Here is a 24,291-nt window from a genome sequence, read left to right as displayed (position 1 = left end):
TTATGTTGAGCGCTGAAGTAGAATACTCAATCAATACGCTGTATAGCGATGCCCGTAACCGCCGTTACGAGTTTGTCACCGTTGAGCATTTGCTATTGATTATGCTGGATAACCCCAGTGCGGCTGAGGCATTGCGTGCCTGTTCAGTGGATATTCCACAGTTACGCCGTGAATTAGATATATTCGTGGATGAAAACACGCCGTTGGTTCCTGAAAATGACCCGCAGCGCGATGTGCAACCTACTTTAGGGTTCCAGCGCGTTATTCACCGGGCTATTTACAGCGCTCAAACCTCGCGGAAAGGTGAGGTGACGGGTGATGCGATTTTGGTAGCCATTTTTGGTGAGCCGGATTCTCACGCAGTATATTTCTTGTCACGGTATCGTGTGACTCGATTGGACATCATTAATTTCATTTCCCACGGCATCCGCAAAGATCACCAGCCTGAAGCGTCTCAAGGTAAGGGGGCTGATGATACCCCGCAGTCATCCGGCAACCCGTCTGAGAATGATGCGGAAGCCAATGACAGCGGCAAGCCATTGGAAAAATACGCCAGTAATCTGAATGAGATGGCGTTGGAAGGCAAGATCGACCCATTGATTGGACGTGATCTAGAAATCGAACGCACTATTCAAGTGTTGTGCCGTCGTCGTAAAAACAACCCCTTGCTGGTGGGTGAGGCAGGCGTTGGTAAAACCGCGATTGCCGAAGGTCTGGCAAAACGCATTGTGGATGGTGAAGTACCTGAAATTCTTGCTGATGCCGTGATTTACTCCTTAGATATGGGGTCACTGCTGGCAGGTACTAAGTACCGGGGGGACTTTGAAAAGCGCCTAAAAGCTGTTTTGAAGCAAATCAAGAATGAACCACACGCGGTGTTGTTCATTGACGAGATTCACACCATTATCGGTGCTGGTGCAACCTCAGGCGGTACGATGGATGCCTCCAATCTGATCAAGCCGGTATTGTCGACTGGCGAACTCAAATGCATTGGTTCAACTACTTTTCAGGAATACCATGCCATTTTTGAGAAAGATCGTGCTTTAGCGCGACGTTTCCAAAAGATCGACATCAATGAGCCGTCGGTGGAAGAGACCATTGAAATCCTCAAGGGGTTGAAATCACGTTTCGAGGCACATCACAATGTGCGTTACACCCAGCCTGCGCTCAAAGCAGCAGCAGAATTGGCAGCTAAGTACATCAATGACCGGCATTTGCCTGACAAAGCCATTGATGTTATTGATGAAGCAGGTGCAAATCGTCAATTACAACCGGCAGCTTCCCGTAAAAAAACCATCAATGTCACCGATATTGAAGACATCGTGGCAAAAATTGCGCGAATTCCACCTAAGTCGGTATCTACCTCGGATATGCAAACCCTGCGTAATCTGGAACGTGATTTGAAAATGGTGATCTTTGGGCAAGATAAGGCGGTTGAACAACTGACAGCAGCTATCAAAATGGCGCGTTCTGGCTTGCGTGATGATACCAAACCGATCGGTTCGTTTATGTTTGCCGGACCAACCGGGGTAGGGAAGACCGAAGTCTCTAAACAATTGGCTTCACGGTTGGGCATCGAGCTGTTGCGCTTTGATATGTCTGAGTATATGGAACGACACACGGTTTCGCGTCTGATTGGTGCGCCACCGGGCTATGTGGGGTATGATGAAGGCGGTTTGCTCACTGATGCGATTAATAAACACCCCCACGCGGTATTGTTGCTGGATGAAATTGAAAAAGCCCATCCGGATATTTTCAATATTCTGCTGCAAGTGATGGATCACGGTACGTTGACTGATGCAAACGGGCGCAAAATTGATTTCCGCAATGTCATTCTGATCATGACCAGTAACGCGGGTGCGGAAAATATCAGCCGTAAATCGCTGGGCTTCACGGTGCAAGATCACACCTTGGATGCGACGGAAGCGGTTAACCGCACTTTCTCCCCAGAGTTCCGTAATCGTTTGGATGCTGTCATTCAGTTTAACCCGCTGACGGCTGAGGTGGTGGCTTCGGTAGTTGATAAGTTCATTATCAAACTGGAAGCGCAACTGGAACCGAAAAAAGTGGTACTTGTTGTTGATGAAGCAGCACGGCGTTGGTTGGCGGATAAAGGTTATGACCGCTTAATGGGTGCACGCCCGATGGAGCGAGTGATTCAGGAGCACATCAAAAAACCACTGGCAGATGCCATTCTGTTTGGCGAACTCAGCCAGGGTGGTCGGGTGGAAGTATCGGCAGATAATGAAGGGCTAGTGCTTGAAATGCACGGCACGGAAGCTGCCGTACCAGCCTGAGCATAATCGGGAAGCTGACACATTAATGCGCCCTGCGGGGCGCATTTTTATTTGTTGCGGTAGCTGATGCGGCCTTTGGTAAGGTCGTAAGGGGTGAGTTGCACGGTAACGCGGTCGCCGGTCAAAATGCGGATGTAGTTTTTACGCATACGTCCAGAAATGTGGGCATTCACCACATGACCATTGTCTAGTTGAACGCGGAAAGTTGTATTTGGCAGAGTTTCCTGCACAATACCTTCCATTTCAATGTAATCTTCTTTCGCCATAATCTCGCTAAATACTAAAGTGTACCAAACGGCGTATTATCCTTGCCACACGCCAGATGACAAGTTCTTTTTTAGATTTCTCGCTTTGACAGTTTTCATGGCAACATAATTTTATTAGGATAGAACGATTTTTCACGCGGGAGCAGTAAAACACATGACTATTGCGGGTATTTTTCCGGGGCAGGGTTCGCAGTCACTCGGTATGTTGGCAGCCTTGAGCGCAGACTTTGTGGAAGTGTGTGACACATTCCAAGAAGCTTCCGACGTATTGGGGCGCGATTTGTGGCTATTGGCGCAAGCAGGTCCTGATGCCGTGCTCAATAGTACTGAAAATACCCAGCCGTTAATGTTGGCTGCTGGTGTGGCTGTCTGGCGTGTTTGGTTGAAACAAGGCGGTTGTCAGCCTATTGCCTTAGCTGGGCATAGTTTGGGTGAATATTCCGCATTAGTGGCTGCTGGCGTATTGGGTTTTACAGATGCGGTGGCATTAGTCGCTGAACGTGCCCGCTTGATGCAATCGGCAGTGGCAGATGGCGTAGGGGCAATGGCGGCGATTTTGGGGTTGGATGATGCTCAAATTGTGGCTGCTTGTGAGCAAGCCGCTCAAGGTGAAGTGGTCGAGGCGGTAAACTTCAACTCGCCGGGGCAGGTTGTGATTGCGGGGAATACCGCCGCAATTGAACGAGCCATTCACGTGGCAACAGAGATGGGTGCTAAAAAAGCCATCAAGTTGTCCGTGAGTGTGCCTTCTCATTGCGCACTGATGCAGCCTGCGGCGACGCAGTTAGCCGCTCAATTAGCCGCTACTGCATTGAGTGCTGCGCAGATTCCCGTTTTGCATAACGTTGATGCACAAACCCGCACGACTGCGGATGAGATGCGTAACGCTTTAACACAACAACTCTATCGCCCGGTGCGCTGGGTGGATACAGTTCAAACCTTGCAGAATACTTACGGTGCAACGGCAGCTATCGAATTTGGCCCCGGTAAGGTGTTGACGGGTTTGAATAAACGGATTGACCGCAAACTCAGTACCGTATGCATTTTGGATAGCAAAACATTGGAAGAAGCATTAAAACTTTGTGTGGAGGCGGGAGCGTAATGGATTCACTCATCAGTTTACAGGGCGAAATTGCCCTAGTCACCGGCGCAAGCCGAGGTATCGGGCGTAGCATTGCAGAAATGTTGGGCAAAGCGGGCGCAACCGTTGTCGGCACGGCAACCAGTGAAAAAGGCGCAGAAGCCATTTCTGCCTATTTAGCCGCTGCGGGTATTGCAGGCAAAGGAATGGTATTGAATGTTGCCGACAAAGATTCCATCGAATCCGTCATCAAAGCGGTAACTGGGGAATTCGGTGGCATCAGTGTTCTGGTGAATAATGCTGGCATTACCCGCGATAACCTGCTGATGCGCATGAAAGATGAGGAATGGGATGACATTATTGCCACCAACCTGACATCGGTGTACCGCATGAGCAAGGCGTGTATGCGCGGCATGACCAAAGCCAAAAAAGGGCGCATTATCTCGATTTCATCCGTGGTGGGTGCATCCGGGAATCCGGGGCAAACCAACTACGCTGCCGCCAAAGCTGGTTTGGTCGGCTTTTCCAAATCATTGGCTCGCGAAATCGGTTCACGCAATATTACGGTGAACGTGGTCGCGCCGGGCTTCATTGATACCGATATGACCCGCGAATTATCCGAAGAGCAGCGCAATCATTTGCTGCAAAATATTCCGCTAAGCCGCTTAGGGCAACCCAATGAAATTGCCGGAGCTGTGTTGTTTTTAGCGTCCTCTTTGGGCGCATACATCACAGGCGAGACAATTCATGTCAACGGTGGTATGTATATGGCTTAAACCTGCTGGTATGATACACGGGTTTTAAATACAATAGCCTACCGCTACCAATACTTTTTATTTACGAGGAATACAAAACCATGAGCGATATAGAAGAGCGCGTCAAGAAAATCGTTGTTGAACAATTAGGCGTTGATGAAGCTGAAGTGAAAAATTCATCTTCTTTTATTGACGATCTCGGCGCGGATTCTCTGGACACCGTTGAACTGGTTATGGCACTGGAAGAAGAATTCGGTGCTGAAATCCCTGATGAAGACGCAGAAAAGATCACTACTGTGCAAGCAGCTATTGATTACATCAAAGCTCAGCCACAGAAGTAAGTTCTTGCTTGATAAACCGCAGCTTAGGGTTGCGGTTTATCTGTGTATCACGATGAGATAGGGGCATAAGTTTGTCTAAACGACGTGTAGTAGTAACAGGTCTGGGTATTGTTTCACCTGTGGGTTCCAAGCTGGAAACAGCATGGGACAATATCAAAGCTGGCCGCAGCGGGATTAACCGTATTAGTCCTGACCTGTTCGATGCCAGTGCCTTCAGTGTGCAGATTGCTGGTAACGTCAAAGGCTTCAATGCTGACGATTACATCAAGCCCAAAGACCAGAAAAAAATGGATAAATTTATCCATTACGGCATCGGTGCGGGCGTTGAGGCGCTTCGCGACTCTGGCTTGGAAGTCACCGAAGAAAATGCGGAACGCATCGGTGTGCTGATGGGGTCGGGGATCGGTGGTTTGGATACCATTGAGCGTAATTATTCGACTTTCCTCAATGGTGGGGCGCGGAAGATTTCCCCATTCTTCGTGCCTGCTAGTATTATCAATATGGTGGCGGGCAACCTTTCCATCATGTTTGGCTTGAAAGGCCCGAATATGTCTATCGTGTCGGCGTGTGCTACTGCTACTCACAGTATCGGTGATGCGGCACGCATGATTTCTTACGGCGATGCGGATGTCATGGTTGCCGGTGGTGCTGAAATGGGTTCAACCCCATTAGGTATTGGTGGTTTTGCCGCTGCCCGCGCATTGTCTACCCGCAATGATGACCCTGAAGCGGCAAGTCGCCCATGGGATAAGGATCGTGACGGTTTCGTCCTCGGTGATGGTGCTGGCGTTTTGGTGCTGGAAGAGTACGAATTTGCGAAAAAACGCGGCGCACGCATTTACTGTGAACTGGTCGGCTACGGCATGAGCAGCGATGCTTACCACATGACCACGCCATCCGAAGGCGGTGAAGGTGCAGCACGCTGCATGGTGAATGCCATGAAAGATGCGGGCTTGAATACGACGGATATTGATTACGTCAATGCGCACGGTACATCAACACCGGCTGGTGATAAAGCGGAAACGATGGCTGTGAAACGTGCGCTGGGTGATCATGCTTACAAAGTTGCGGTCAGTTCCACCAAGTCGATGACCGGGCATTTGTTAGGTGCTGCGGGTGGTATTGAGGCGGTGTTTAGTGTGTTAGCTATCCGCGATCAGATTCTGCCACCGACGATCAATATGGATAACCAAGATCCTGAGTGCGATTTGGATTATGTGCCAAACGTTGCCCGCGAAACCGCTGTTACGGTTGCCATGAGTAACTCATTTGGCTTTGGTGGCACGAACGGAACCTTGATTTTCAAGAAACTCTAATTGCATACGCAGATCTTCAAGGGCGAGTGCGATTTACTCGCCCTACATTCACAAAACCCCTCCCGTTATCCTTTCCTGCTGGAAAGTGTCGCCACATCCCCATTATCCCGTTACAGTTTGCTGTTTGCGTTTCCGCAGGAAAGCATTCGTCTGGAGCATTTGGCAGAGACTAGCTTTTGTGAACGCCTAGACGCGGCGTGGGTGGAATGTAGGGGCACTTCACGAATCGCCCTTGCGCACACATTACCGTTTCAGGGGGGGTGGTTTCTTTATTTGGGCTATGAGCTGGTTGGGCAATTGGAATCGACTTTGCAATTACCTAATTCACCAGCGGGTTTGCCGATTGCGTTGGCGGTACGAATTCCGGCGGCGGTGATCGTGGATCATTTACACGCTGAGACGATCGTTGTTGCTGAAGAGGGGTTTGCTGAAGCTTTTGCTGAAATACAGACAGATATGGTAGCAATGAACGTAGAGACGCAAAATTTTGCGTCTCTACAGGTGCAAATTGCCGAAGATTTGCCTGAACAATTTACCGCTGGGGTTGAGCGTATTCGCGAGTACATCGCGGCAGGCGATGTGTTTCAAGTGAATTTATCGCGTGCATGGTACGGCGATATACAGTCGGAACATTCTACGGCTGACGTTTACCGATTGCTGCGTAAAACCAATCCTGCACCGTTTGCCTGTCTTGCGGATTTTGGTGAATTTGCGGTTATTAGTTCTTCTCCTGAACGTTTGGTCAGGGTGCAAGCAGGCAGGGTGGATACGCGCCCAATTGCGGGTACACGTCCACGCGGTGCTGACCCTGAACGTGATCAAGCGTTGTTAGAAGAGCTGATTGCGCACCCCAAAGAACGTGCCGAACACATTATGCTGATTGATCTGGAGCGCAACGATCTTGGGCGACTGTGTGAATACGGCACGGTCAAGGTCGACGAATTAATGGTGGTGGAAAGCTATCAACACGTCCACCACATTGTTTCCAATATTCAGGGGACATTGCGGGAAGGCATAACACCGGGGCAAATAATCCGCGCAGTTTTCCCCGGTGGCACGATTACCGGTTGCCCCAAGGTACGTTGCATGGAAATCATTGCCGAACTGGAACAGGTTAGCAGAGGCGCTTACACCGGCTCAGTCGGCTACCTGAATCGCAACGGCGATATGGATTTGAATATCCTGATTCGCACCATGACGCTGCAAGGCAGGCAGTTACAATTTCGCACGGGTGCAGGCATTGTCATGGATTCGGTTGCCCCCAACGAACTCAAGGAAACCCGCCACAAAGCGCGTGGTTTGCTGCGGGCGCTCGGTCATGATATGGGTTAACGGTGACATCGTGACGCATTTACCGGTCACTGATCGGGGGTTGCTGTACGGTGATGGCGTTTGGGAAACCATCAGAGTGCAACAGGGAAAACCGCAATTGCTCGACTGGCATTTGCAACGTCTAAGTGCTGGTTTGCAAGCGTTGAACATCAGTTTTCCCAATCTTGAAGCATTCCGTGCTGAAATACTGGCGGCCTGTGTTGCGCAGGAACGTGCAGCCATCAAGTTAATTGTCACGCGCGGCACTGGACAACGTGGCTATAACCCACAAACGGTAACTGAACCAACCCGCATTCTGCAATTATCCGCTTGGGCAGACTACCCAGCCAGTTACGCCGAGCAAGGCATCCGTCTAACTTTGTGTGAAACCCGCTTAGCACATCAACCGCGTTTAGCCGGTTTCAAACACCTGAATCGCTTGGAACAAATACTCGCAAGAGCAGAGTTCTGTAGCGATTATCAGGAAGGGCTGGTCTGCGATTATTTCGGCAATGTCATCGAAGGCACAATGAGTAACCTGTTTGTGATGCGTGCCGATGACTCGGTTTGTACCCCCGAATTAACACAATGTGGTATTGCGGGCGTAATGCGCCGATATATTATCCAAACGCTTGAGAAATTCGGCAGTCAATGCCACATTCACCCCTTAACGCTGAAGGACGTTGAACAGGCGCACGCACTCTTCATGACCAATTCCCTGATTGGTTTATGGCCTGTACGCGAATTTTCCGGCAAACAGTACACCATACCGCCATTGCTTAGGGATTTGCAGGCGGCAATACACACACAAGCATGAAACTGTTATTCAAATTAATCAGCCTTTTACTCATTACCGCGATTGCTACCGTTGGATTTCTAGCTTGGTATCAGTACCAACGCTTTCAAGAAACGCCGCTGGCAGTCACGCCAGAAAATGCTCTGTTTGAAATTAAGCCGGGCAGCAATATTCGCCAAGTTGCCAAACAGTTAGCAGATAAAAAGCTGATCGAACACGAATTATTGTTTTTCGCCCATGCACGGATCACGGACAAAGCGGCGCAAATTAAAGCAGGGGAATACCAACTTGAACCCGGTATGCTACCCGATGAAGTGCTACAAAAATTTGTGTCGGGTCAGGTGTTGCAATACCAACTAACAATTCTTGAAGGTAAAACCTTTAACGATATTTTGGCAGACATCCGCAAGCACCCTAATCTCGAACAAACCTTAAGTGATGTGGATGGACAGGCGATTATGCGCCAATTGGGCGCGCCAGAGGGCATGTCTCCAGAAGGTTGGTTTTATCCAGACACCTACAGTTTTCCGCGCAAAACCACCGATTTAGCTTTTTTACAGCGCAGCTATAAAGCCATGCAAACCTATTTGCAGAAAGCATGGGAAAGGCGTGAACCACATGCGCATATTAAAACCCCTTACGAGGCTTTGATACTGGCATCTATTGTGGAAAAAGAAACCGGTTTGCCCGAAGAGCGCCCGTTGGTTGCCCGCGTTTTCTTAAATCGTTTAGAGAAAGGTATGTTGCTGCAAACTGATCCAACAGTCATTTATGGTATGGGTGAGAAATACGACGGTAATATCCGTAAAACAGATTTACAAACTGATACACCTTACAACACCTATACCCGTGCAGGATTGACGCCTACGCCGATTGCAACTCCTAGCAAAGCAGCGATTGATGCAGTGATGCACCCAGCAGACAATAGTAAAGTTCTGTATTTTGTTGCGACTACTCCGGGTGGGGCATCTCACTTTTCGGAAACCTTGGAGGAACATAATCAGGCAGTGCGTGAGTATATCTTGAATCGTGATAAAGCTAAGGAGCAAAAGCCATGAAGCATGGCGTTTTCATCACTCTTGAAGGTGGGGAGGGAGCGGGTAAAAGCACTAACGTTCCGTGGATCGCTGATTATTTGCGTTCCCAAGGAAAAACAGTATTGGTGACACGCGAACCTGGTGGTACGGAGGTCGCCGAAGCTATCCGTGAGGTGTTGTTGTCCCCTGAATTGCCGGGTATGAATGCAGATACTGAGTTGTTGCTGATGTTTGCGGCACGTAATGAACATTTACATACCAAAATTCTACCTGCTTTAGTACGGGGGGAATGGGTCATTTGTGATCGGTTTACCGACGCGACTTATGCTTATCAGGGTTATGGGCGCGGTATTGCATTGTCACGCATTGCAGTGTTGGAACAGTGGGTGCAAGGTGATGTACGCCCCGATTACGTGATTCTGTTTGATATTGATGTCACTACAGGCATGACTAGGGCACAAGCAAGGGGACGTGCCGACCGTTTTGAGCAAGAACACGCCGCTTTTTTTGAGCGAATTCGTCATGGTTATCTGCAAAGGGCAGGGGAGCTGCCTGCACGTTATCCCGTCATCCAAGCCGCTCAAGCGCGTGTAAATGTTCGTGAGCAATTGCAACAGGTACTAGAACGCATTATTGCAGAGACAAATACATGAGTCGGTATCCTTGGCAAGCACCGATATGGCGGAGTCTACAACAAGCCAAGGGGCATAATCACTTACATCATGCTTTGTTGTTTAGCGGTGAGGAAGGATGCGGTAATGAGGTGTTTATTCAGGCGCTCGCTAACAGTCTGTTGTGTTTAACACCTGCTACCGATGGTAGTGCTTGTGGACAATGCCGTAGCTGTCAGGTTTTTGCGGCACAGGCGCATCCTGACTTTATGTCAGTGACTCTATTGGAAGATAAACAGTCGATTTTGATTGAGCAGATCCGTGAACTTAACTATTTTTTAGGGTTGAGTCGTAGTTATAGCCCGTGTCGAGTGGTTATTATCTATCCTGCTGAACGCATGAATGTTAATGCGGCTAATAGCTTATTGAAATCGTTAGAAGAACCTGCTGCGAACACGCATATTTTGCTGTTAACAGCGCATCCAGCGTTATTATTGCCAACAATTCGCAGTCGTTGCCAAGCTATTCGTTTGCCGCTACCAACGCATCAACAAGCACGGGAATGGCTGAGTCAACAAATACTGCAACACCCACTCGAACAGTTGTTGGAGACCGCGTTAGGGAGACCCTTGACAGCATTAGAACTGGATTCTACTGATACATTGACTCAGCGTGCCCAGTGGTTGGCTCATTTGACGCAATGTATGCAAGGACAAGGGAGTATTACTGAGATTTCAGCGCATTGGGAAAAGTCTGATAAGCAACAGTTGTTGGATTGGCAGTTGACTTGGCTGCTAACATTGCTAAAACAGGCTTCTAGTGACGGTGCTGAGCCTGTAACATCTGAACTAGGGTATTTGCGTACATTACTCAATTCAAACCAAATATTAAGAATGTATGATAAATTACTTGAACTTAAGAAGTTATCCACTCATCCTCTCAACTCCCGCTTATTTATTGAATCCATGTTAATATTATGGCAAGAACAACATTAGTCGTTTTCAGAGTCAGTTGAATTTTAATGGACGATATCCAGCATACGCATCACAAGCATTCGAAGGGGGATGGCAATCCTGCCAGCCTATCCATGGCTATTGCCGAAAAATCAGCATTACATGCTTGCTATATGCCATTTATTAAAGATGGTGGTGTCTTTGTGCCAACAACAGAAAAATTCACATTACATGATGAGGTTGTGCTGCATTTACGTTTGGTAGAAGACGGTAAAAAGCTCTTGATTCCTGGACGAGTAGTATGGATTTCACCGGGCGTCGGTCAACGAGGCACTAGTCCAGGTGTTGGTTTACAGTTCACAGGCGAACATCGATTCCGTGTCAAACAATTCATCGAGGAAATGTTGGGGGATCTTATGAAGCAACCTTCGACAAATCCTGCGTACTAATTATTAGCTTCCCCAAATCTCCAACCTTTCCAGTGCTTTGGTAGTTCCCTATTTCGCATAATACATATTATGTCAAATTGACATAATATAAGTGTTATGTAGATATATGGGAGGTAGACAAAACGGTAAAGACGCAAAATCTTGTGTCTCTACCAATTGGACTAGCGTTTGCATATAGGAGAATCATCAGGTGTTTCTACGCTGCGTACAATCGTATCAACAAATGCATTCAGTTCATCGGTTGTGATGACCGCCAGCATTCGAGCCATAACATTAGGGTCTACTTGCGCAATGGTTTGATGCCCCCCTGATAATTGCAGATAAATACCAGCAGTACTTTTGGAGTCAGTATCTTCAATTCCCGCCTCTACTAACGCTTGGTCAGCTTCACTTAGTTCATCATACAAGTCATCTAACTTATCCCATAAATCATCATCTACCCCTTCAGCAATTTTCAGGACAATAGCGCCCTGCACAGGCTCAATTTCGCGCTCAAAGTGCAAATCATGCTCATGTAATGTATCAATAAATTGATCGGCGATAGTTTGTGTAAAAAAAAGGTATTCTAGTACTTCATTCATAATAACATTCAACCTATTGATTTTCTTTACTTGAAATGCGAATTAATAATTGGTCTAGCCAAGTTGTAGGTAGAATCCTACGCAATGTCCAGAATAAATGCGCTGGTACAGTGACTGGATAACGTGCTTTAGGCTTAGGACTTTCCAGTGCATGAATAACTTTCGCCAACACGGCTTCTGGTGGCAGCGTAAACGGCGCAGCAGCCCCTTCTTTTTCTAAGCGGCGTATTGCACCTTGGTATTTGTCGCGATGCACGCTTTGATCAATACTTACATGTGTTTTAAGTGACTGCAATGCATTAGACCTAAAACGGCTTTCAATGGGGCCTGGTTCAATCAAGCACACTTTGATATCCGTATCGGCTAGTTCTAAACGTAAGGTGTCTGCGATACCTTCTACAGCGTATTTGCTGGCATTATAGGCTCCCCGAAACGGCAATGCCACGTAACCTAGCAAAGAACTGTTATAAATGATCCGCCCTTCATTGCGCTGGCGTAACAATGGCATGACCATCGTCGTCAATTGATGCCAGCCGAACACATTGGTGGCAAACTGTTGCTCTAGGGCTTCACGTGATAAATCTTCCAATGCACCTACTTGACCATAAGCACCATTATGAAACACCGCATACAGCTCACTGTTAGTACGTAGCATCAACTCATATACGGCATCTTTTACACTTTCAGCGTCAGCCAGATCCAATTGTAGTGTTTTAAATCCCTCCCCTTCCAAGCGTTCAACATCCTCTGCTTTACGGGCAGAAGCAAACACTTGGTAGCCACGTTCGCGTAAACCTTTTGCTACACAGTAACCTATTCCGCTAGAACAGCCAGTAATTAACACATTGCGCATATTTTTTGAGTTCCTCTACACATCAGGAGAGAGAATGTAACGTGATTCATTGAATTCAAGCAACTACGCCCCTATTATTATGAGCTACTAATATACACAGACTGGAGTCTAAAATATGCCAATTTACGCTTATCAATGTAGTGCTTGTGGTCATGAACTGGAAGCATTACAAAAAATGTCAGATGCCCCGTTAACTGAGTGCCCTGCTTGCCATGCATCCACTTTGGCAAAAACAGTGACCGCCGCCGCCTTCCGTCTCGGTGGTGGTGGTTGGTATGAGACTGACTTCAAAAGCGGCAACAAAAAGAATCTTGCCAGCACGGATGCTCCCTCTTCTGCTTGTGGGACAGGCGCCTGTCCTGCCTGTAAGTAAATAGTTTATAAATAGTTGTAGATCTCTTCCCTCCTCCTGCGTGAAGAGGCGAAGAAATCTTATCTTGTCAATCCACTCATCGGAAAAAGCATAACTCTCACGACAGACCAGAATAAAATAATCATGGTTGCTTAATTAAAACAATAAAAGGGTACAGACCATGATGAAAAAATCTATTCTGCTTGCAGCAGTCATCGCTACTATTTCACATTCACCGGTATTTGCAGGCGGTTCTTTGTTTGGTGGCTCTGAAGGTGGTGATGCTGGTGCTATTTATGGTGGGGCAAGTATTGGTCAATCCAGTGATAGCACTTGTGACTCTGTTATCGACCAAGCGGGGGCGTTACTGGGCGATTTTGAGTGTCCCACTCCCAGTGGCTGGAAGGTATTTGGCGGTTACAAAGTAACACCAAATCTGGCTGTTGAAGGCGCTTATGTTGACTTTGGTGAAGCATCTACTAGCGGCGCTATACCTGTCATTCCTGGCGTTAATGCTGTTCCCAATGCAACAGATCTCACTGCTCAAGCAACAGGATTCAACGTTTCCGGTGTCGCCAGTACTGAATTAACTGAAGAACTTAACTTATTCGGTAAAGCGGGCATGATGATGTGGGAAAAAGAAACGACAGCAAAAATTCAAGGTATCAACACCTTATCAACAACAAATGACGGCGTTGATCTATCCTTGGGCGCAGGTGCTGAATACAAAATCAATGACAACTGGGGAATACGCGGCGAAGCTGAGCACTTTAACGGGCTGAACAATAACCTCTATTCCGTTGGTGCAACGTTTGCAACATTCTGATTAACCTCCCCCTTTTCTGAACCACTACCCCCTTCCTCCCTTTCTTATTGCAATGCCTTTAAGAAAGGGAACGGTGAAAAGGAAAATCCCTAATGAAAGCTTACAGTTTAATCTGTTTACTCAGTGTGATAACTAATCCCACTACTTTACTGGCAGAAGATTTATTTGCTGCCAATGAAACCTCTCCTGGTCAGTTTTATGCTGGTTTTAGCTTGCTAAAGTCTGATGCTGAATGCAGTTTTCAGAATATTGCTTGCGATAGTACTGGCTATAAATTGGCAACTGGTTATAAATTTAATAATAGTTTAGCGATAGAAGGCGGATATTATAATTTATTCAGTAATGACGGAGTAAGTGCAAGCACTTCGGAAAAATCTACTGTCAAGGGGTCAGGGCTTGCGCTATCAACGATTGGTTCTTATGCAGTCGATGATAAAACCTCATTATCTGGCAGAGTAGGGATCATGGCATGGGATGCTGAAGCTAATACTAATGGTATACCGGTAAATGGTATGAACGGTACAGACATACTGCTTGGTGTCGGCGCAGGTTATAAATTGAATGATCACTGGCAGTTACGTGGTGAATACGAACACGTAGGTGGTGATTTAGAAGCTAAGATCTACTCTCTTGGCACAACGCTTTCTACTTTGTAACGGCGCATAGCACATTCCTGTATCTGGCTTGCGTATCAGGCTGTCAGGGCTTAACATTCCCACCTTTACAGTCAACGTTCCCGGCTTAAATAAAAATCGGGGCAGAATGAAACAAACAGGAATAAGAAGCAATGCGTAGCCATTATTGCGGGCAGGTGGATGAAGCCCTGCTGGATCAGCAAGTTACTTTGTGTGGATGGGTAAACCGTCGCCGTGACCACGGTGGCGTCATTTTTATTGATTTGCGTGACCGTGAAGGCATCGTACAGGTCGTATTCGATCCTGATCGTGCAGAGGTTTTTAATACTGCTGAAAAAGCACGTAATGAATACGTATTACAAGTAGTCGGTAAAGTACGTCGTCGCCCTACTGGCACTGAAAACGCCAACTTGCGCAGCGGTCAAATCGAGATTCTCGGTGTTGAACTGAATGTATTGAACACATCAGAAACACCACCATTCCAGTTGGATGAGGATAACGTTGGTGAAGAAACGCGCCTGACTTATCGTTATATCGACTTGCGTCGCCCGGAAATGCAGAAACGGATGCAAATGCGTGCGAAAGTCACCGGCTTTTTACGTCGTTTCCTTGAGGACAATGGTTTTCTCGATATTGAAACACCAATGTTGACGAAAGCAACCCCAGAAGGTGCTCGTGACTACCTAGTACCTAGCCGAACTCACCCTGGCTCATTCTTCGCCCTGCCCCAATCACCACAGTTGTTCAAACAATTGTTGATGATGTCAGGTATGGATCGCTACTATCAATTCGCACGTTGTTTCCGGGATGAAGACCTGCGTGCTGATCGTCAGCCTGAATTTACTCAGTTGGATATTGAAACATCCTTTATGGATGACAATGCCATCATGGGTTTGATGGAAGCCATGATGCGGGCAACGTTCAAGGAAACTTTAGGTGTCGATCTGCCTAACCCACTACCACGTATGCCCTACTCCGAAGCCATGCACCGTTTTGGCTCTGACAAACCGGATATGCGTATCCCGCTTGAATTCATCGAAGTCAGTGATCTGATGGAAAGTGTCGAATTCAAGGTGTTCTCAGCACCCGCCAAAGACCTTGACAGCCGTGTAGTGGCAATGCGTTTGCCTAATGGTGGTGAACTGTCCCGTAAAGAAATCGACGACTACACGGCATTTGTAGGGCGTTACGGGGCTAAAGGTTTAGCTTATATTAAAGTCAATGATATTGCCGCTGGGCGTGAGGGTTTACAGTCTCCGATCATGAAGTTCCTGCCAGATGAAACGGTTACTGGCATTATGGAACGAACCGGTGCGCAAACGGGCGACTTGATTTTCTTCGGTGCTGATAAGGCTCGTGTGGTTAACGATGCCTTAGGTGCTTTACGGGTGAAGTTGGGTCATGATCGTGGTCTGATTCAAGGTGAATGGGCTGCCTTATGGGTCGTGGATTTCCCAATGTTTGAGTGGGATGATAAAGATAACCGTTGGGTTGCACTACATCACCCCTTCACAGCACCTAAAGGCACTCCAGAAGAATTGTTGGCAAATCCAGGGAAAGCACTGTCAATTGCTTACGATATGGTACTCAATGGTACAGAAGTCGGCGGTGGTTCGGTACGTATCCACAACATGGAAATGCAGAAATCCGTCTTCAAACTTTTGGGTATTTCTGACGAAGAAGCGCAGGAAAAGTTTGGCTTCTTGCTGAATGCATTGAAGTACGGTTGCCCTCCTCACGGTGGTTTAGCGTTTGGGTTAGATCGCTTGATCATGTTGATGACGGGTAGTCAGTCTATCCGAGATGTAATGGCATTTCCTAAAACACAAACGGCTGCTTGCCCATTGACTGATGCACCTGCTGAGGTCAATACAAAACAGTTACGTGAATTGAATATTCGCGTTCAGTTACCACAAAAGTAACACACCAAACCTAGGGTATCCCAAATGTTTACTTACGTAGCGAATGGGATACCCTAGGTTTTTTATTATTTATTTAAAATATTTAAACGTAATTACGTATTAATTATAATACCATTATTTTCAATAATTTATTGGTAAATAATTAATACATTTATTACGTATTTAGTTTCTCACCAGTTCAAAGAATGTTGCAGGCTTCCCGCTGCGCCCATCAGTACGTTGTTTAACACTACGTTTGATTCTTCCTTGTGTTTCCAATGACTTAAGAAGCGTGTTCATTGCCGCAGATTTGATATTCTGCTGGAATACATTCACTCTGATCTGAGTAGTCGTTAACTTACCGTGTTTGCGCAAGGCGGCGATAATCTTGCCTTCGTCCTCGTTCTGTTCTCCTTCAAAAATGTAGGCAACACTACCAAGGCAATAATCCCAAATATACGTAGCAGCACGTAAATGTTGTGGCTCTACTTCATCCGTGCAGTCTAGTAAGGCAAAAATACAAGCAATGCGTAACACTTGTACCCGCGAACGCTCGGACATCGGTGAATTCACCTTCGCTAAGGACAGTGCTAATGTTCCCCACAATTCCAGTGATTGAGCCGATAAAGTTAACTCATTAACATCGCTGGAGAACTGGATAGCTTTGGCTACTGCATCAGCGTAATGCAGCATTTTGACGACAGGAATGCTTTCAGGAATAGCCACAATTTTGGGGCGGCGCACGCAGATCCATAAAATACGACTGGCTAGTGCTGTAGCATATTCACTTTGTTCCAGACGCTTTACCAACTCTTCGTAAGTAATGTGTCCGACAAAACAGACATGCGCATCGGTTACGGTAACACGGTTATTTTTAGTCAGTGGTGAAAAGTTACCAGTATCCCAAAAACGGCGAATCGCCGCAGACACTGTATTGCCCTCTCGGCGTGCCGCTTGTAAAACGGCAGCAAACTCTTCTTCTAGAATCATCAGGCGTTTGTCCGTGATGCCTTTATCGGTTGGGTTGCCATCCTCATCTTCTGTATCGGCTGGGTCACGTACAGCCCATGCTAACCCCTCCCCACTCGACATCGGCCCATCACGGTATAGCGCAAGTGGTAAACCCATTTTGCGTAACTGCACATTGACATAATCCTGCATCAATTTTCTGACAGGTGCCGCAGCAGTGCCTTTACCCCCACCAGCGGAACTTGCCGTTACACTGAATAAACGTGGCGGTGCTTCCACATCACCCAATCTCAGAACGGCTTTATTTCCAAAATAAGCACCTGCCCATGTCAGCAGATGAATAAGCACACCAATAGGGTCAGCTTCCGATTGCAAACAAGCATCGAAGGCAAAACGCCCTGCTACACCGTAATAACATCCCTCGTGTGGTATTGGAAATTCTGATGGCGCTTCTTCGACTTCAATGGTGTTCAGCGAACCTGTTTCGGGCAGTTTGATGACATTACTCATGGTGCATTCCATCTGATAACTAAGTACGTTTTTATTATACGTAAATATTTATATTAAATTCAATATAAAGTATTATTTTTATTGTGAAATTTGTTTTTTTACGTAAATACGTTATAAAAAATAAAAACATTAAATTGTTCAACACTGCTCGGATAATAACAATGACCTATTAGTGTTTGATTAGCCAACAACCATGGATTTTCGGGTCACGTTCAAAATCTAAGGGCAACGATTGCTTGCGGTAGTCCTGCACTGCGTATTTGTTTTCTACTTCAGTATCTAACTTGAACTTACGGAAATTATTAGAAAAAATCAGCGTACCATCAGGTGACAATACGCGCATGGCATCGTCAATCAATGCAACATGATCACGTTGTACATCAAATGTATCTTGCATACGTTTAGAGTTACTGAATGTGGGTGGATCAAGAAAAATCAGGTCGTAATACTCATCACAATCGTATAGCCACTCCAACACATTCGCTTGGATGAAACGGTAACGTCGGTAGGGATCATGTTGCAAATTGTTCAAACTGAAATTGTCTTTTGCCCACTCCAAATACGTAGCAGACATATCCACGCTGTCAACACGATCAGCACCACCAATGGCGGCATGAACACTGGCTGTTCCGGTATAACAAAATAAATTCAGCACTTTTTTATTTTTGGAATGTTGTTGCAACCAATAACGTATAGGGCGGTGATCCAAGAATAAACCTGTATCTAAATAATCGGTTAGGTTCACTTTGAAAAGTACACCGTGTTCAATAACAGTCAATGCTTGTTCCACCCTCCCCTGTTTTTCGTATTGACTCTTACCTTTTTGTTGGCGACGTTGTTTTAACACGATTTTGTTTGGGTCAACACCTAATGCAGCAGGTAATGTTAGCAAGGCTTGCTGTAAACGTTGTTCTGCGACTTTATCGTCAATAGTTTTAGGGGGGGCATATTCTTGGACATGTAACCAATCGGCATAACGATCAACGGCAATTGCGTATTCAGGAATATCCATATCGTACACACGATACGCATTTATATCCCTTTGTTTGATAAAGCTTTTTAACTTACGTAAGTTCTTCGTAATTCGGTTAGCAAGGTCATCAGAAATCCAAATGGCAGGATGCTCTTTCTGTACCAACCGCTCAAATGTATAAAGTTTGGATTCGGTTTCACCATTTAAAAAACGGTATTCTTTACTGTAAAACAAATTAGTCAAGGAAATAGGTGCGGCTGCTTCTGCAAACAAAGCCCCTCGATAGCCTGGTGGTAAACTCGCCATCCATGCACTGAGCGCATCATAATGAGGTTTTACTGTGACGATATTGGCATTTATTTCAAAAGGTAAATTACTAATAACCAGAGCTTTGTCAGCTATAGTTGGTGCAGGCATAGTAGTTAGCGAGCATTGCGTCCAACGCGCTGCTGGCAAATTAATAGAACGCCAATCTGCCCGTGCGGCCATAACTGCGGCATCGCGATCATTACCCCAAAATTCAAAACGTTCAGCATTGGTAAGCCCTGTGACACGACGATCTTGTGCTTCCGCATATAAGGTGTTCCATAACTCAGCATCATGCCCTAGCCAACGTTCAGCAACTGTATGTTGACGTAATAATCCAGGTGCAATATCCAACGCCATTAAAGCACCTTCGATCAAAAACGTACCAGCCGCACATTGCGGATCAATCAGTGCCACTAATTCTGCCTCACTAACCACTAACTCAGGCCAACCTGCCCGAATTAATAATGCAGCAGCTAAATTTTCCCGCATGGGGGCATGTGTATCCAAGTCACGATAACCGCGTTGGTGTAAGCTATGCTGATTCAGCTCAATACCGATACTTGCATTACCCTTATGCAAATTTACAACTACTACAAGGTCGGGCGTATTACTAACACTAGGACGTATGCCATGTTGGCTACGGAATTGATCACCAATCTGATCTTTAACCCATTGCGCCCCAAATTGGGTATTGCGAATATCGTCATTCAAACCAAAAAAGCGTACTTTCAACGTACCTTCTGGGCGTAAATGTTGTTGCCAGTCAATAGAATGCAACAAGGTTTGCAATTCTGCTTGATTCTTGCCAAAACCCTGAGCCAGTTGTAACGTGGCACGCGAAGCTAACCGACTCCACAGCATCGCATAATAACCAAAGCGTAAATCGCCCCATGCTTGAACACCTGCATGACCAATTTTTACCGACTCTGCACCGCAACGACTAAGCTCATCAGCCAACAATGGTTCGATAAATTGGGGGCAAGCGAAAAACCACTGCAAAGGCGTTGCGTTATCTGACTGCATATGTTGACCGAGGGTTTGAAATTAAATCGGAATTCTATCATCTTTCGTGCTTGTGCTAACATCTTCCAACACCAAACTTACCCAGAGGATAATGATGCCCATGACTACGCAACCTACTATCGGCTGGATTGGTCCCGGCATTATGGGACGTCCCATGTGCAAACATTTGTTGAGTGCAGGTTTTCCTTTGATAGTTTATGCACGTCGTCGCGAATCAGCGCAAGAATTGCTGGATATGGGTGCTGCATTTGCGCCAACACCGGCTGCCCTTGCGGCTCAAGTCGATATTGTGATATCCATGGTATCTGACACGCCTGATGTTGAAGCCGTTTTACTGGGCGACAATAGCGTTATCGAAGGTGGAAAAACAGGTTTACTCGTGGTAGATATGAGCACTATTTCACCCGTTACAACCCGTAAAATTGCTGAAAAGTTGGCAGAAAAAGGAATTCGCATGTTAGATGCGCCAGTTTCTGGAGGGGATGTCGGTGCAATAGCGGGGACACTAACGATTATGGTAGGGGGCAAGGCAGAAGATTTGGATACGGTACTTCCTGCCCTTGCGGTCATGGGTAAAACCATCACTCACATCGGTGATCATGGCGCAGGCCAACTTGCCAAAGCCTGTAACCAATTGATTGCAGCACAAACTGTCATTGCAGTAACAGAAGCATTTGAATTGGCGAAAGCGGCTGGGGTTGATCCTGCTAAAGTCCGTGCAGCCTTGTTAGGTGGTTTTGCCTACTCAAAGGTGTTGGAATTACACGGGCAACGCATTTTAACAGAAAACTTCCAACCCGGTTTTAAAGCACACTTGCATAATAAGGATATGCATATTGTGACCGATACGCTAACAGCATTTGGTTTGAACTTACCGGGAACACAACGCGCTGCTGATTATATGCAGGCATTAGTGGACGCTGGTAATGGCGAATTAGATTCGTCCGCACTGGCAACCATTGTGCAACACAATGCGAAGGTTACCGGATAGCTTGCAAGCGCAATAGGATTAAACGCACAGCTTCATGGCGCAACTCTTCCTTGATAACATTTTCTTCTTCGGCTGTGCCTAACACGTACTGACCATCGTAGACTTGGGAACGCTCTGCATTGACAGAACGTTCTACCCCTTCAGCCATTGAACGGGATTTAACGCGGAAATCAACCGCAAGGCTATGGTTAAACTCACGCACTTGCCTTGTCGAAGAGTAACCCGATACGGAACGGTTTTCACGCACATTAGTAATACTGAGTATTGTGACAGCATCTTGCTCGCTTTGCTCAATATTCGCTCCTGCGTCTTCCAAGCTATCGCGTAAGACCAACCCGAAATCACTGCGCGGATCAACCCCCTGTATGTAAATACCTTGGCTCATCAACTCGGGCAAGGGTTTACTGCCCCGCAGATGAAACGGCTCACCGCTACAGCCCAACAGTAACATCGACAGACTTAACAGCAACAACAACGTCTTCATCAGTTCTCAGTTCGCCACAATATTAACCAGACGGCCTTTCACGACAATGACCTTTTGCACGGTCAAACCGTCAAGAAACTTCTGAACATTTTCATTAGCTAATGCCGTTGCCTTAATAACATCTTCAGCCGTATTCGCGCTCACTTGTACTTTACCACGTACTTTACCGTTCACTTGAACAATGAGTTCCAAGGTGTTTTGTACTAAAGCACTTTCATCGACATTAGGCCAACGTGTATTCACAACCGCTTCATTATGTCCTAAAGCTTGCCAAAGTGCATGAGAGATGTGCGGTGTAATCGGTGCAAGCATCAATACGATACATTCCAATGCTTCTTGGCGTACTGCACGGCCTTGCGTAGTTTCAGCAGCAAAGCGTGAAATATCGTTCAGCAATTCCATATTCGCCGCAACAGCAGTGTTGAAGGTATGGCGACGTGCCATATCATCCCCCACCTTCTGTATCATCTGATGAACTTTGCGGCGCAAGGCTTGCTGTGTATCATCCAAATTCGTCGCATCCAATGGTTCTGTAATACCACCGGATACATGGTCAAACACCTGTTTCCAAAGACGACGTAGAAACCGCTGAGCCCCTTCTACCCCAGAATCTGACCATTCCATGCTTTGATCCGGGGGTGCGGCAAACATAGAGAACAAACGCAGCGTATCCGCACCGTATTTCTCAATCATTTCCTGTGGATCAGCGCCGTTATTCTTGGATTTAGACATTTTGGTAATGCCGCCAGCTTGTACCGGCAAACCGTCAGCAATCAGAGTTGCACCAATCACACGTGCTTTATCATCACGCTCGACATTCACATCTGTAGGCTGAAACCAATCTTGACCGCCATTTTCCTTTTCACGGTAGAACGTTTCTGCTAATACCATGCCCTGGGTCAACAAGTTAGTAAACGGTTCATCAGAATCCACTAAGCCGTTGTCGCGCATCAATTTATGGAAGAAGCGTGAATACAACAAATGTAAAATCGCATGTTCAATCCCGCCAATATAATAATCAACCGGTAGCCAATAATTAGCCCGTGAATCCAGCATAGCATTATGACTATCGGGGCAGGTATAGCGGGCGTAATACCACGATGACTCAAAAAATGTGTCGAACGTATCAGTTTCGCGCGTCGCCGGTTTGCCGCAAGAAGGGCAAGTCGTTTGGTAAAATTCCGGCATCCGTTTAATTGGTGAACCGCCGGTTTCATCAAACGTCACGTCTTCGGGCAAAATCACTGGCAAATCTTTTTCGGGAACAGGCACAGCACCGCAATCATCGCAATAAATGATTGGAATCGGGCAACCCCAATAACGTTGCCTCGAAACGCCCCAGTCACGCAAACGGAAGTTAATCCGTCGCCGTCCTTTCCCCTTTTTTACTAAATAGTCAGCAATAGCTTCAAAGGCAGTGGCAGAGGTCAGCCCATTAAACTCCCCTGAATCGATCAATATGCCTTTTTCGGTAAACGCTGCAGTATTCAAATCAATTTCATGTTCATCTGCTGGTGCAATCACCTGCTTAATGGGTAAGTCGTAAGCCTTGGCAAATTCCCAGTCACGCTGATCGTGTGCCGGAACAGCCATCACTGCCCCAGAGCCATAAGACATCAGCACGAAATTGGCAACCATGACCGGTACGCTCGCGCCCGTCACCGGATGCAACGCCATAATGCCCGTCGCCATGCCCTTCTTTTCCATCGTTGCCATATCGGCTTCGGCAACTTTGACCAGTTTGCATTCTTCGATGAAAGCGGCTAGTGCAGGATTAGTAGCTGCTGCTTTCAGCGCAAGTGGATGTTGTGCCGCAACTGCGACATAGGTCACCCCCATCAAAGTATCAGGGCGGGTGGTGAATACACTTAACTTGCTATCTGAACCTGCCAAACCAAATTCGAGTTCTACCCCTTCCGAACGCCCAATCCAGTTTTCTTGCATGGTACGCACTTGTTGAGGCCAGCCCGGCATCTTGCCGATTTCTTCCAACAATTCATCAGCATAAGCAGTAATTTTCAGAAACCACTGGTCAATTTCACGCTGTTCAATCAATGCACCAGAACGCCAGCCACGTCCATCAATGACCTGCTCATTAGCTAATACCGTTTGGTCAACCGGATCCCAATTCACCGTGGATTTTTTACGGTATACCAGCCCTTTTTCATATAATTGGGTAAAAAACCATTGTTCCCAGCGGTAATATTCAGGTGTACAAGTGGCAATTTCACGTGACCAGTCAATGCCCAACCCCATCGACTTGAGTTGGCTGCGCATGTAACCAATGTTTTTGTATGTCCATGCGGCGGGAGCGGTATTGTTTTTGATTGCCGCATTTTCAGCAGGCAAGCCGAATGCATCCCAGCCCATGGGTTGCAGGACGTTTTTACCCTGCATCCGCTGGAAACGTGCAATCACATCGCCGATGGTGTAGTTGCGGACGTGCCCCATGTGCAGCACGCCGCTGGGGTAAGGAAACATGGAGAGGCAGTAATACTTTTCCTTGTTAGGATCTTCGGTGACTTCAAAGGTACGTTGTTGTTCCCAGAATTGCTGAATTTCCGGTTCCAAGGATTGGGGTTGATACTGTTCCTGCATATTACTCATAGCCTAGGCTTGCTTTTCACTGGTGATCAAAGGGGCGAAGCATACAAAGCCTACTGACAATATG

23 protein-coding genes are annotated in these 24,291 nt (G+C 46.7%); 16 read left to right on the top strand and 7 right to left on the bottom strand.

The genetic code is table 11. The features are described 5' to 3' along the window. Positions 1-2: 2 nt before the first annotated feature. Positions 3-2,297 (top strand): ATP-dependent Clp protease ATP-binding subunit ClpA, encoded by a 2,295-nt coding sequence (clpA, locus tag BLV87_RS06325; protein ID WP_093066556.1) that lies wholly within the window; start codon positions 3-5, stop codon positions 2,295-2,297. A 47-nt stretch (positions 2,298-2,344) separates the two neighbouring features. Here clpA and infA read toward each other — a convergent pair whose 3' ends face one another. Further along, positions 2,345-2,563, bottom strand: a complete 219-nt coding sequence (infA, locus tag BLV87_RS06320) for a translation initiation factor IF-1 (protein WP_028489898.1) — start codon at positions 2,561-2,563, stop codon at positions 2,345-2,347. Between the two features lie 154 nt (positions 2,564-2,717). Between infA and fabD the strand changes: the two genes are divergently transcribed. The 10 genes from fabD to BLV87_RS06270 all read left to right on the top strand — a co-directional run bounded on the left by fabD (position 2,718) and on the right by BLV87_RS06270 (position 11,213). Then, complete coding sequence (gene fabD, locus BLV87_RS06315; protein WP_093066554.1) at positions 2,718-3,665, top strand: ACP S-malonyltransferase; 948 nt, start codon at positions 2,718-2,720, stop codon at positions 3,663-3,665. Beyond that, positions 3,665-4,420 (top strand): 3-oxoacyl-ACP reductase FabG, encoded by a 756-nt coding sequence (fabG, locus tag BLV87_RS06310; protein ID WP_175517861.1) that lies wholly within the window; start codon positions 3,665-3,667, stop codon positions 4,418-4,420. The genes fabD and fabG overlap by 1 nt, the downstream gene beginning before the upstream one ends. 80 nt (positions 4,421-4,500) lie before the next feature. After that, complete coding sequence (gene acpP / locus BLV87_RS06305; RefSeq protein WP_093066552.1) at positions 4,501-4,740, top strand: acyl carrier protein; 240 nt, start codon at positions 4,501-4,503, stop codon at positions 4,738-4,740. A gap of 71 nt (positions 4,741-4,811) precedes the next feature. Next, positions 4,812-6,056, top strand: a complete 1,245-nt coding sequence (gene fabF / locus BLV87_RS06300) for a beta-ketoacyl-ACP synthase II (protein WP_093066550.1) — start codon at positions 4,812-4,814, stop codon at positions 6,054-6,056. Then, complete coding sequence (locus BLV87_RS06295) at positions 6,057-7,388, top strand: aminodeoxychorismate synthase component I (protein ID WP_093066548.1); 1,332 nt, start codon at positions 6,057-6,059, stop codon at positions 7,386-7,388. Then, positions 7,375-8,184 carry an aminodeoxychorismate lyase gene (gene pabC, locus BLV87_RS06290; protein ID WP_093066546.1) on the top strand — a complete coding sequence of 270 codons (810 nt, stop codon included), beginning with the start codon at positions 7,375-7,377 and terminating at the stop codon, positions 8,182-8,184. The genes BLV87_RS06295 and pabC overlap by 14 nt, the downstream gene beginning before the upstream one ends. Beyond that, positions 8,181-9,221, top strand: coding sequence for an endolytic transglycosylase MltG (gene mltG, locus BLV87_RS06285; RefSeq protein WP_093066544.1), 1,041 nt, complete (start codon positions 8,181-8,183; stop codon positions 9,219-9,221). Before pabC ends, mltG begins: the two co-directional genes overlap by 4 nt. Beyond that, positions 9,218-9,853 carry a dTMP kinase gene (gene tmk / locus BLV87_RS06280; protein WP_093066541.1) on the top strand — a complete coding sequence of 212 codons (636 nt, stop codon included), beginning with the start codon at positions 9,218-9,220 and terminating at the stop codon, positions 9,851-9,853. Before mltG ends, tmk begins: the two co-directional genes overlap by 4 nt. Beyond that, positions 9,850-10,806, top strand: coding sequence for a DNA polymerase III subunit delta' (holB, locus tag BLV87_RS06275; protein ID WP_093066539.1), 957 nt, complete (start codon positions 9,850-9,852; stop codon positions 10,804-10,806). Before tmk ends, holB begins: the two co-directional genes overlap by 4 nt. A gap of 26 nt (positions 10,807-10,832) precedes the next feature. Beyond that, complete coding sequence (locus BLV87_RS06270) at positions 10,833-11,213, top strand: PilZ domain-containing protein (RefSeq protein ID WP_093066537.1); 381 nt, start codon at positions 10,833-10,835, stop codon at positions 11,211-11,213. A 161-nt stretch (positions 11,214-11,374) separates the two neighbouring features. Here BLV87_RS06270 and BLV87_RS06265 read toward each other — a convergent pair whose 3' ends face one another. Together BLV87_RS06265 and BLV87_RS06260 are read right to left on the bottom strand one after the other, a co-directional pair. Then, the gene (locus tag BLV87_RS06265) at positions 11,375-11,794 is read right to left on the bottom strand and encodes a hypothetical protein (RefSeq protein ID WP_093066534.1); all 420 of its coding nucleotides are present in this window, start codon (positions 11,792-11,794) and stop codon (positions 11,375-11,377) included. Between the two features lie 13 nt (positions 11,795-11,807). Then, the gene (locus BLV87_RS06260; protein WP_093066532.1) at positions 11,808-12,647 is read right to left on the bottom strand and encodes an SDR family oxidoreductase; all 840 of its coding nucleotides are present in this window, start codon (positions 12,645-12,647) and stop codon (positions 11,808-11,810) included. A 115-nt stretch (positions 12,648-12,762) separates the two neighbouring features. Between BLV87_RS06260 and BLV87_RS06255 the strand changes: the two genes are divergently transcribed. From BLV87_RS06255 to aspS, 4 genes are all read left to right on the top strand, one after another. Beyond that, the gene (locus BLV87_RS06255) at positions 12,763-13,020 is read left to right on the top strand and encodes an FmdB family zinc ribbon protein (protein ID WP_093066530.1); all 258 of its coding nucleotides are present in this window, start codon (positions 12,763-12,765) and stop codon (positions 13,018-13,020) included. 160 nt (positions 13,021-13,180) lie between these two features. Further along, complete coding sequence (locus tag BLV87_RS06250; RefSeq protein ID WP_093066528.1) at positions 13,181-13,825, top strand: outer membrane beta-barrel protein; 645 nt, start codon at positions 13,181-13,183, stop codon at positions 13,823-13,825. Between the two features lie 92 nt (positions 13,826-13,917). Continuing rightward, positions 13,918-14,481 carry a porin family protein gene (locus BLV87_RS06245; RefSeq protein WP_093066526.1) on the top strand — a complete coding sequence of 188 codons (564 nt, stop codon included), beginning with the start codon at positions 13,918-13,920 and terminating at the stop codon, positions 14,479-14,481. 131 nt (positions 14,482-14,612) lie between these two features. Then, a complete protein-coding gene (aspS, locus tag BLV87_RS06240; protein WP_093066524.1) occupies positions 14,613-16,382 on the top strand; it encodes an aspartate--tRNA ligase in 1,770 nt (589 codons plus the stop codon). Between the two features lie 162 nt (positions 16,383-16,544). Here the strand turns inward: aspS and BLV87_RS06235 are convergent, their stop codons facing one another. Together BLV87_RS06235 and rlmKL are read right to left on the bottom strand one after the other, a co-directional pair. Next, the gene (locus tag BLV87_RS06235; RefSeq protein WP_093066522.1) at positions 16,545-17,840 is read right to left on the bottom strand and encodes a hypothetical protein; all 1,296 of its coding nucleotides are present in this window, start codon (positions 17,838-17,840) and stop codon (positions 16,545-16,547) included. Positions 17,841-18,009: 169 nt separating this feature from the next. Then, positions 18,010-20,145 carry a bifunctional 23S rRNA (guanine(2069)-N(7))-methyltransferase RlmK/23S rRNA (guanine(2445)-N(2))-methyltransferase RlmL gene (gene rlmKL, locus BLV87_RS06230; RefSeq protein WP_093066520.1) on the bottom strand — a complete coding sequence of 712 codons (2,136 nt, stop codon included), beginning with the start codon at positions 20,143-20,145 and terminating at the stop codon, positions 18,010-18,012. Between the two features lie 100 nt (positions 20,146-20,245). On the opposite strand from rlmKL, the gene BLV87_RS06225 reads away from it, so the two are divergent. Then, a complete protein-coding gene (locus BLV87_RS06225; RefSeq protein ID WP_093066518.1) occupies positions 20,246-21,136 on the top strand; it encodes an NAD(P)-dependent oxidoreductase in 891 nt (296 codons plus the stop codon). On the opposite strand, the gene BLV87_RS06220 is transcribed toward BLV87_RS06225, so the two are convergent. Together BLV87_RS06220 and leuS are read right to left on the bottom strand one after the other, a co-directional pair. Then, a complete protein-coding gene (locus tag BLV87_RS06220) occupies positions 21,126-21,620 on the bottom strand; it encodes an LPS-assembly lipoprotein LptE (protein WP_093066516.1) in 495 nt (164 codons plus the stop codon). The genes BLV87_RS06225 and BLV87_RS06220 overlap by 11 nt on opposite strands. Positions 21,621-21,626: 6 nt before the next feature. After that, positions 21,627-24,218: a leucine--tRNA ligase gene (gene leuS, locus BLV87_RS06215; protein ID WP_093066820.1), complete on the bottom strand. Its 2,592-nt coding sequence runs from the start codon at positions 24,216-24,218 to the stop codon at positions 21,627-21,629. Positions 24,219-24,291 lie beyond the last annotated feature (73 nt).

Origin of the sequence: Thiothrix caldifontis (assembly GCF_900107695.1) — a bacterium.
Lineage (GTDB): Bacteria > Pseudomonadota > Gammaproteobacteria > Thiotrichales > Thiotrichaceae > Thiothrix > Thiothrix caldifontis.
Note: the sequence above shows the minus strand (reverse complement) of the source record. Positions and strands in the feature narration are given on the sequence as shown.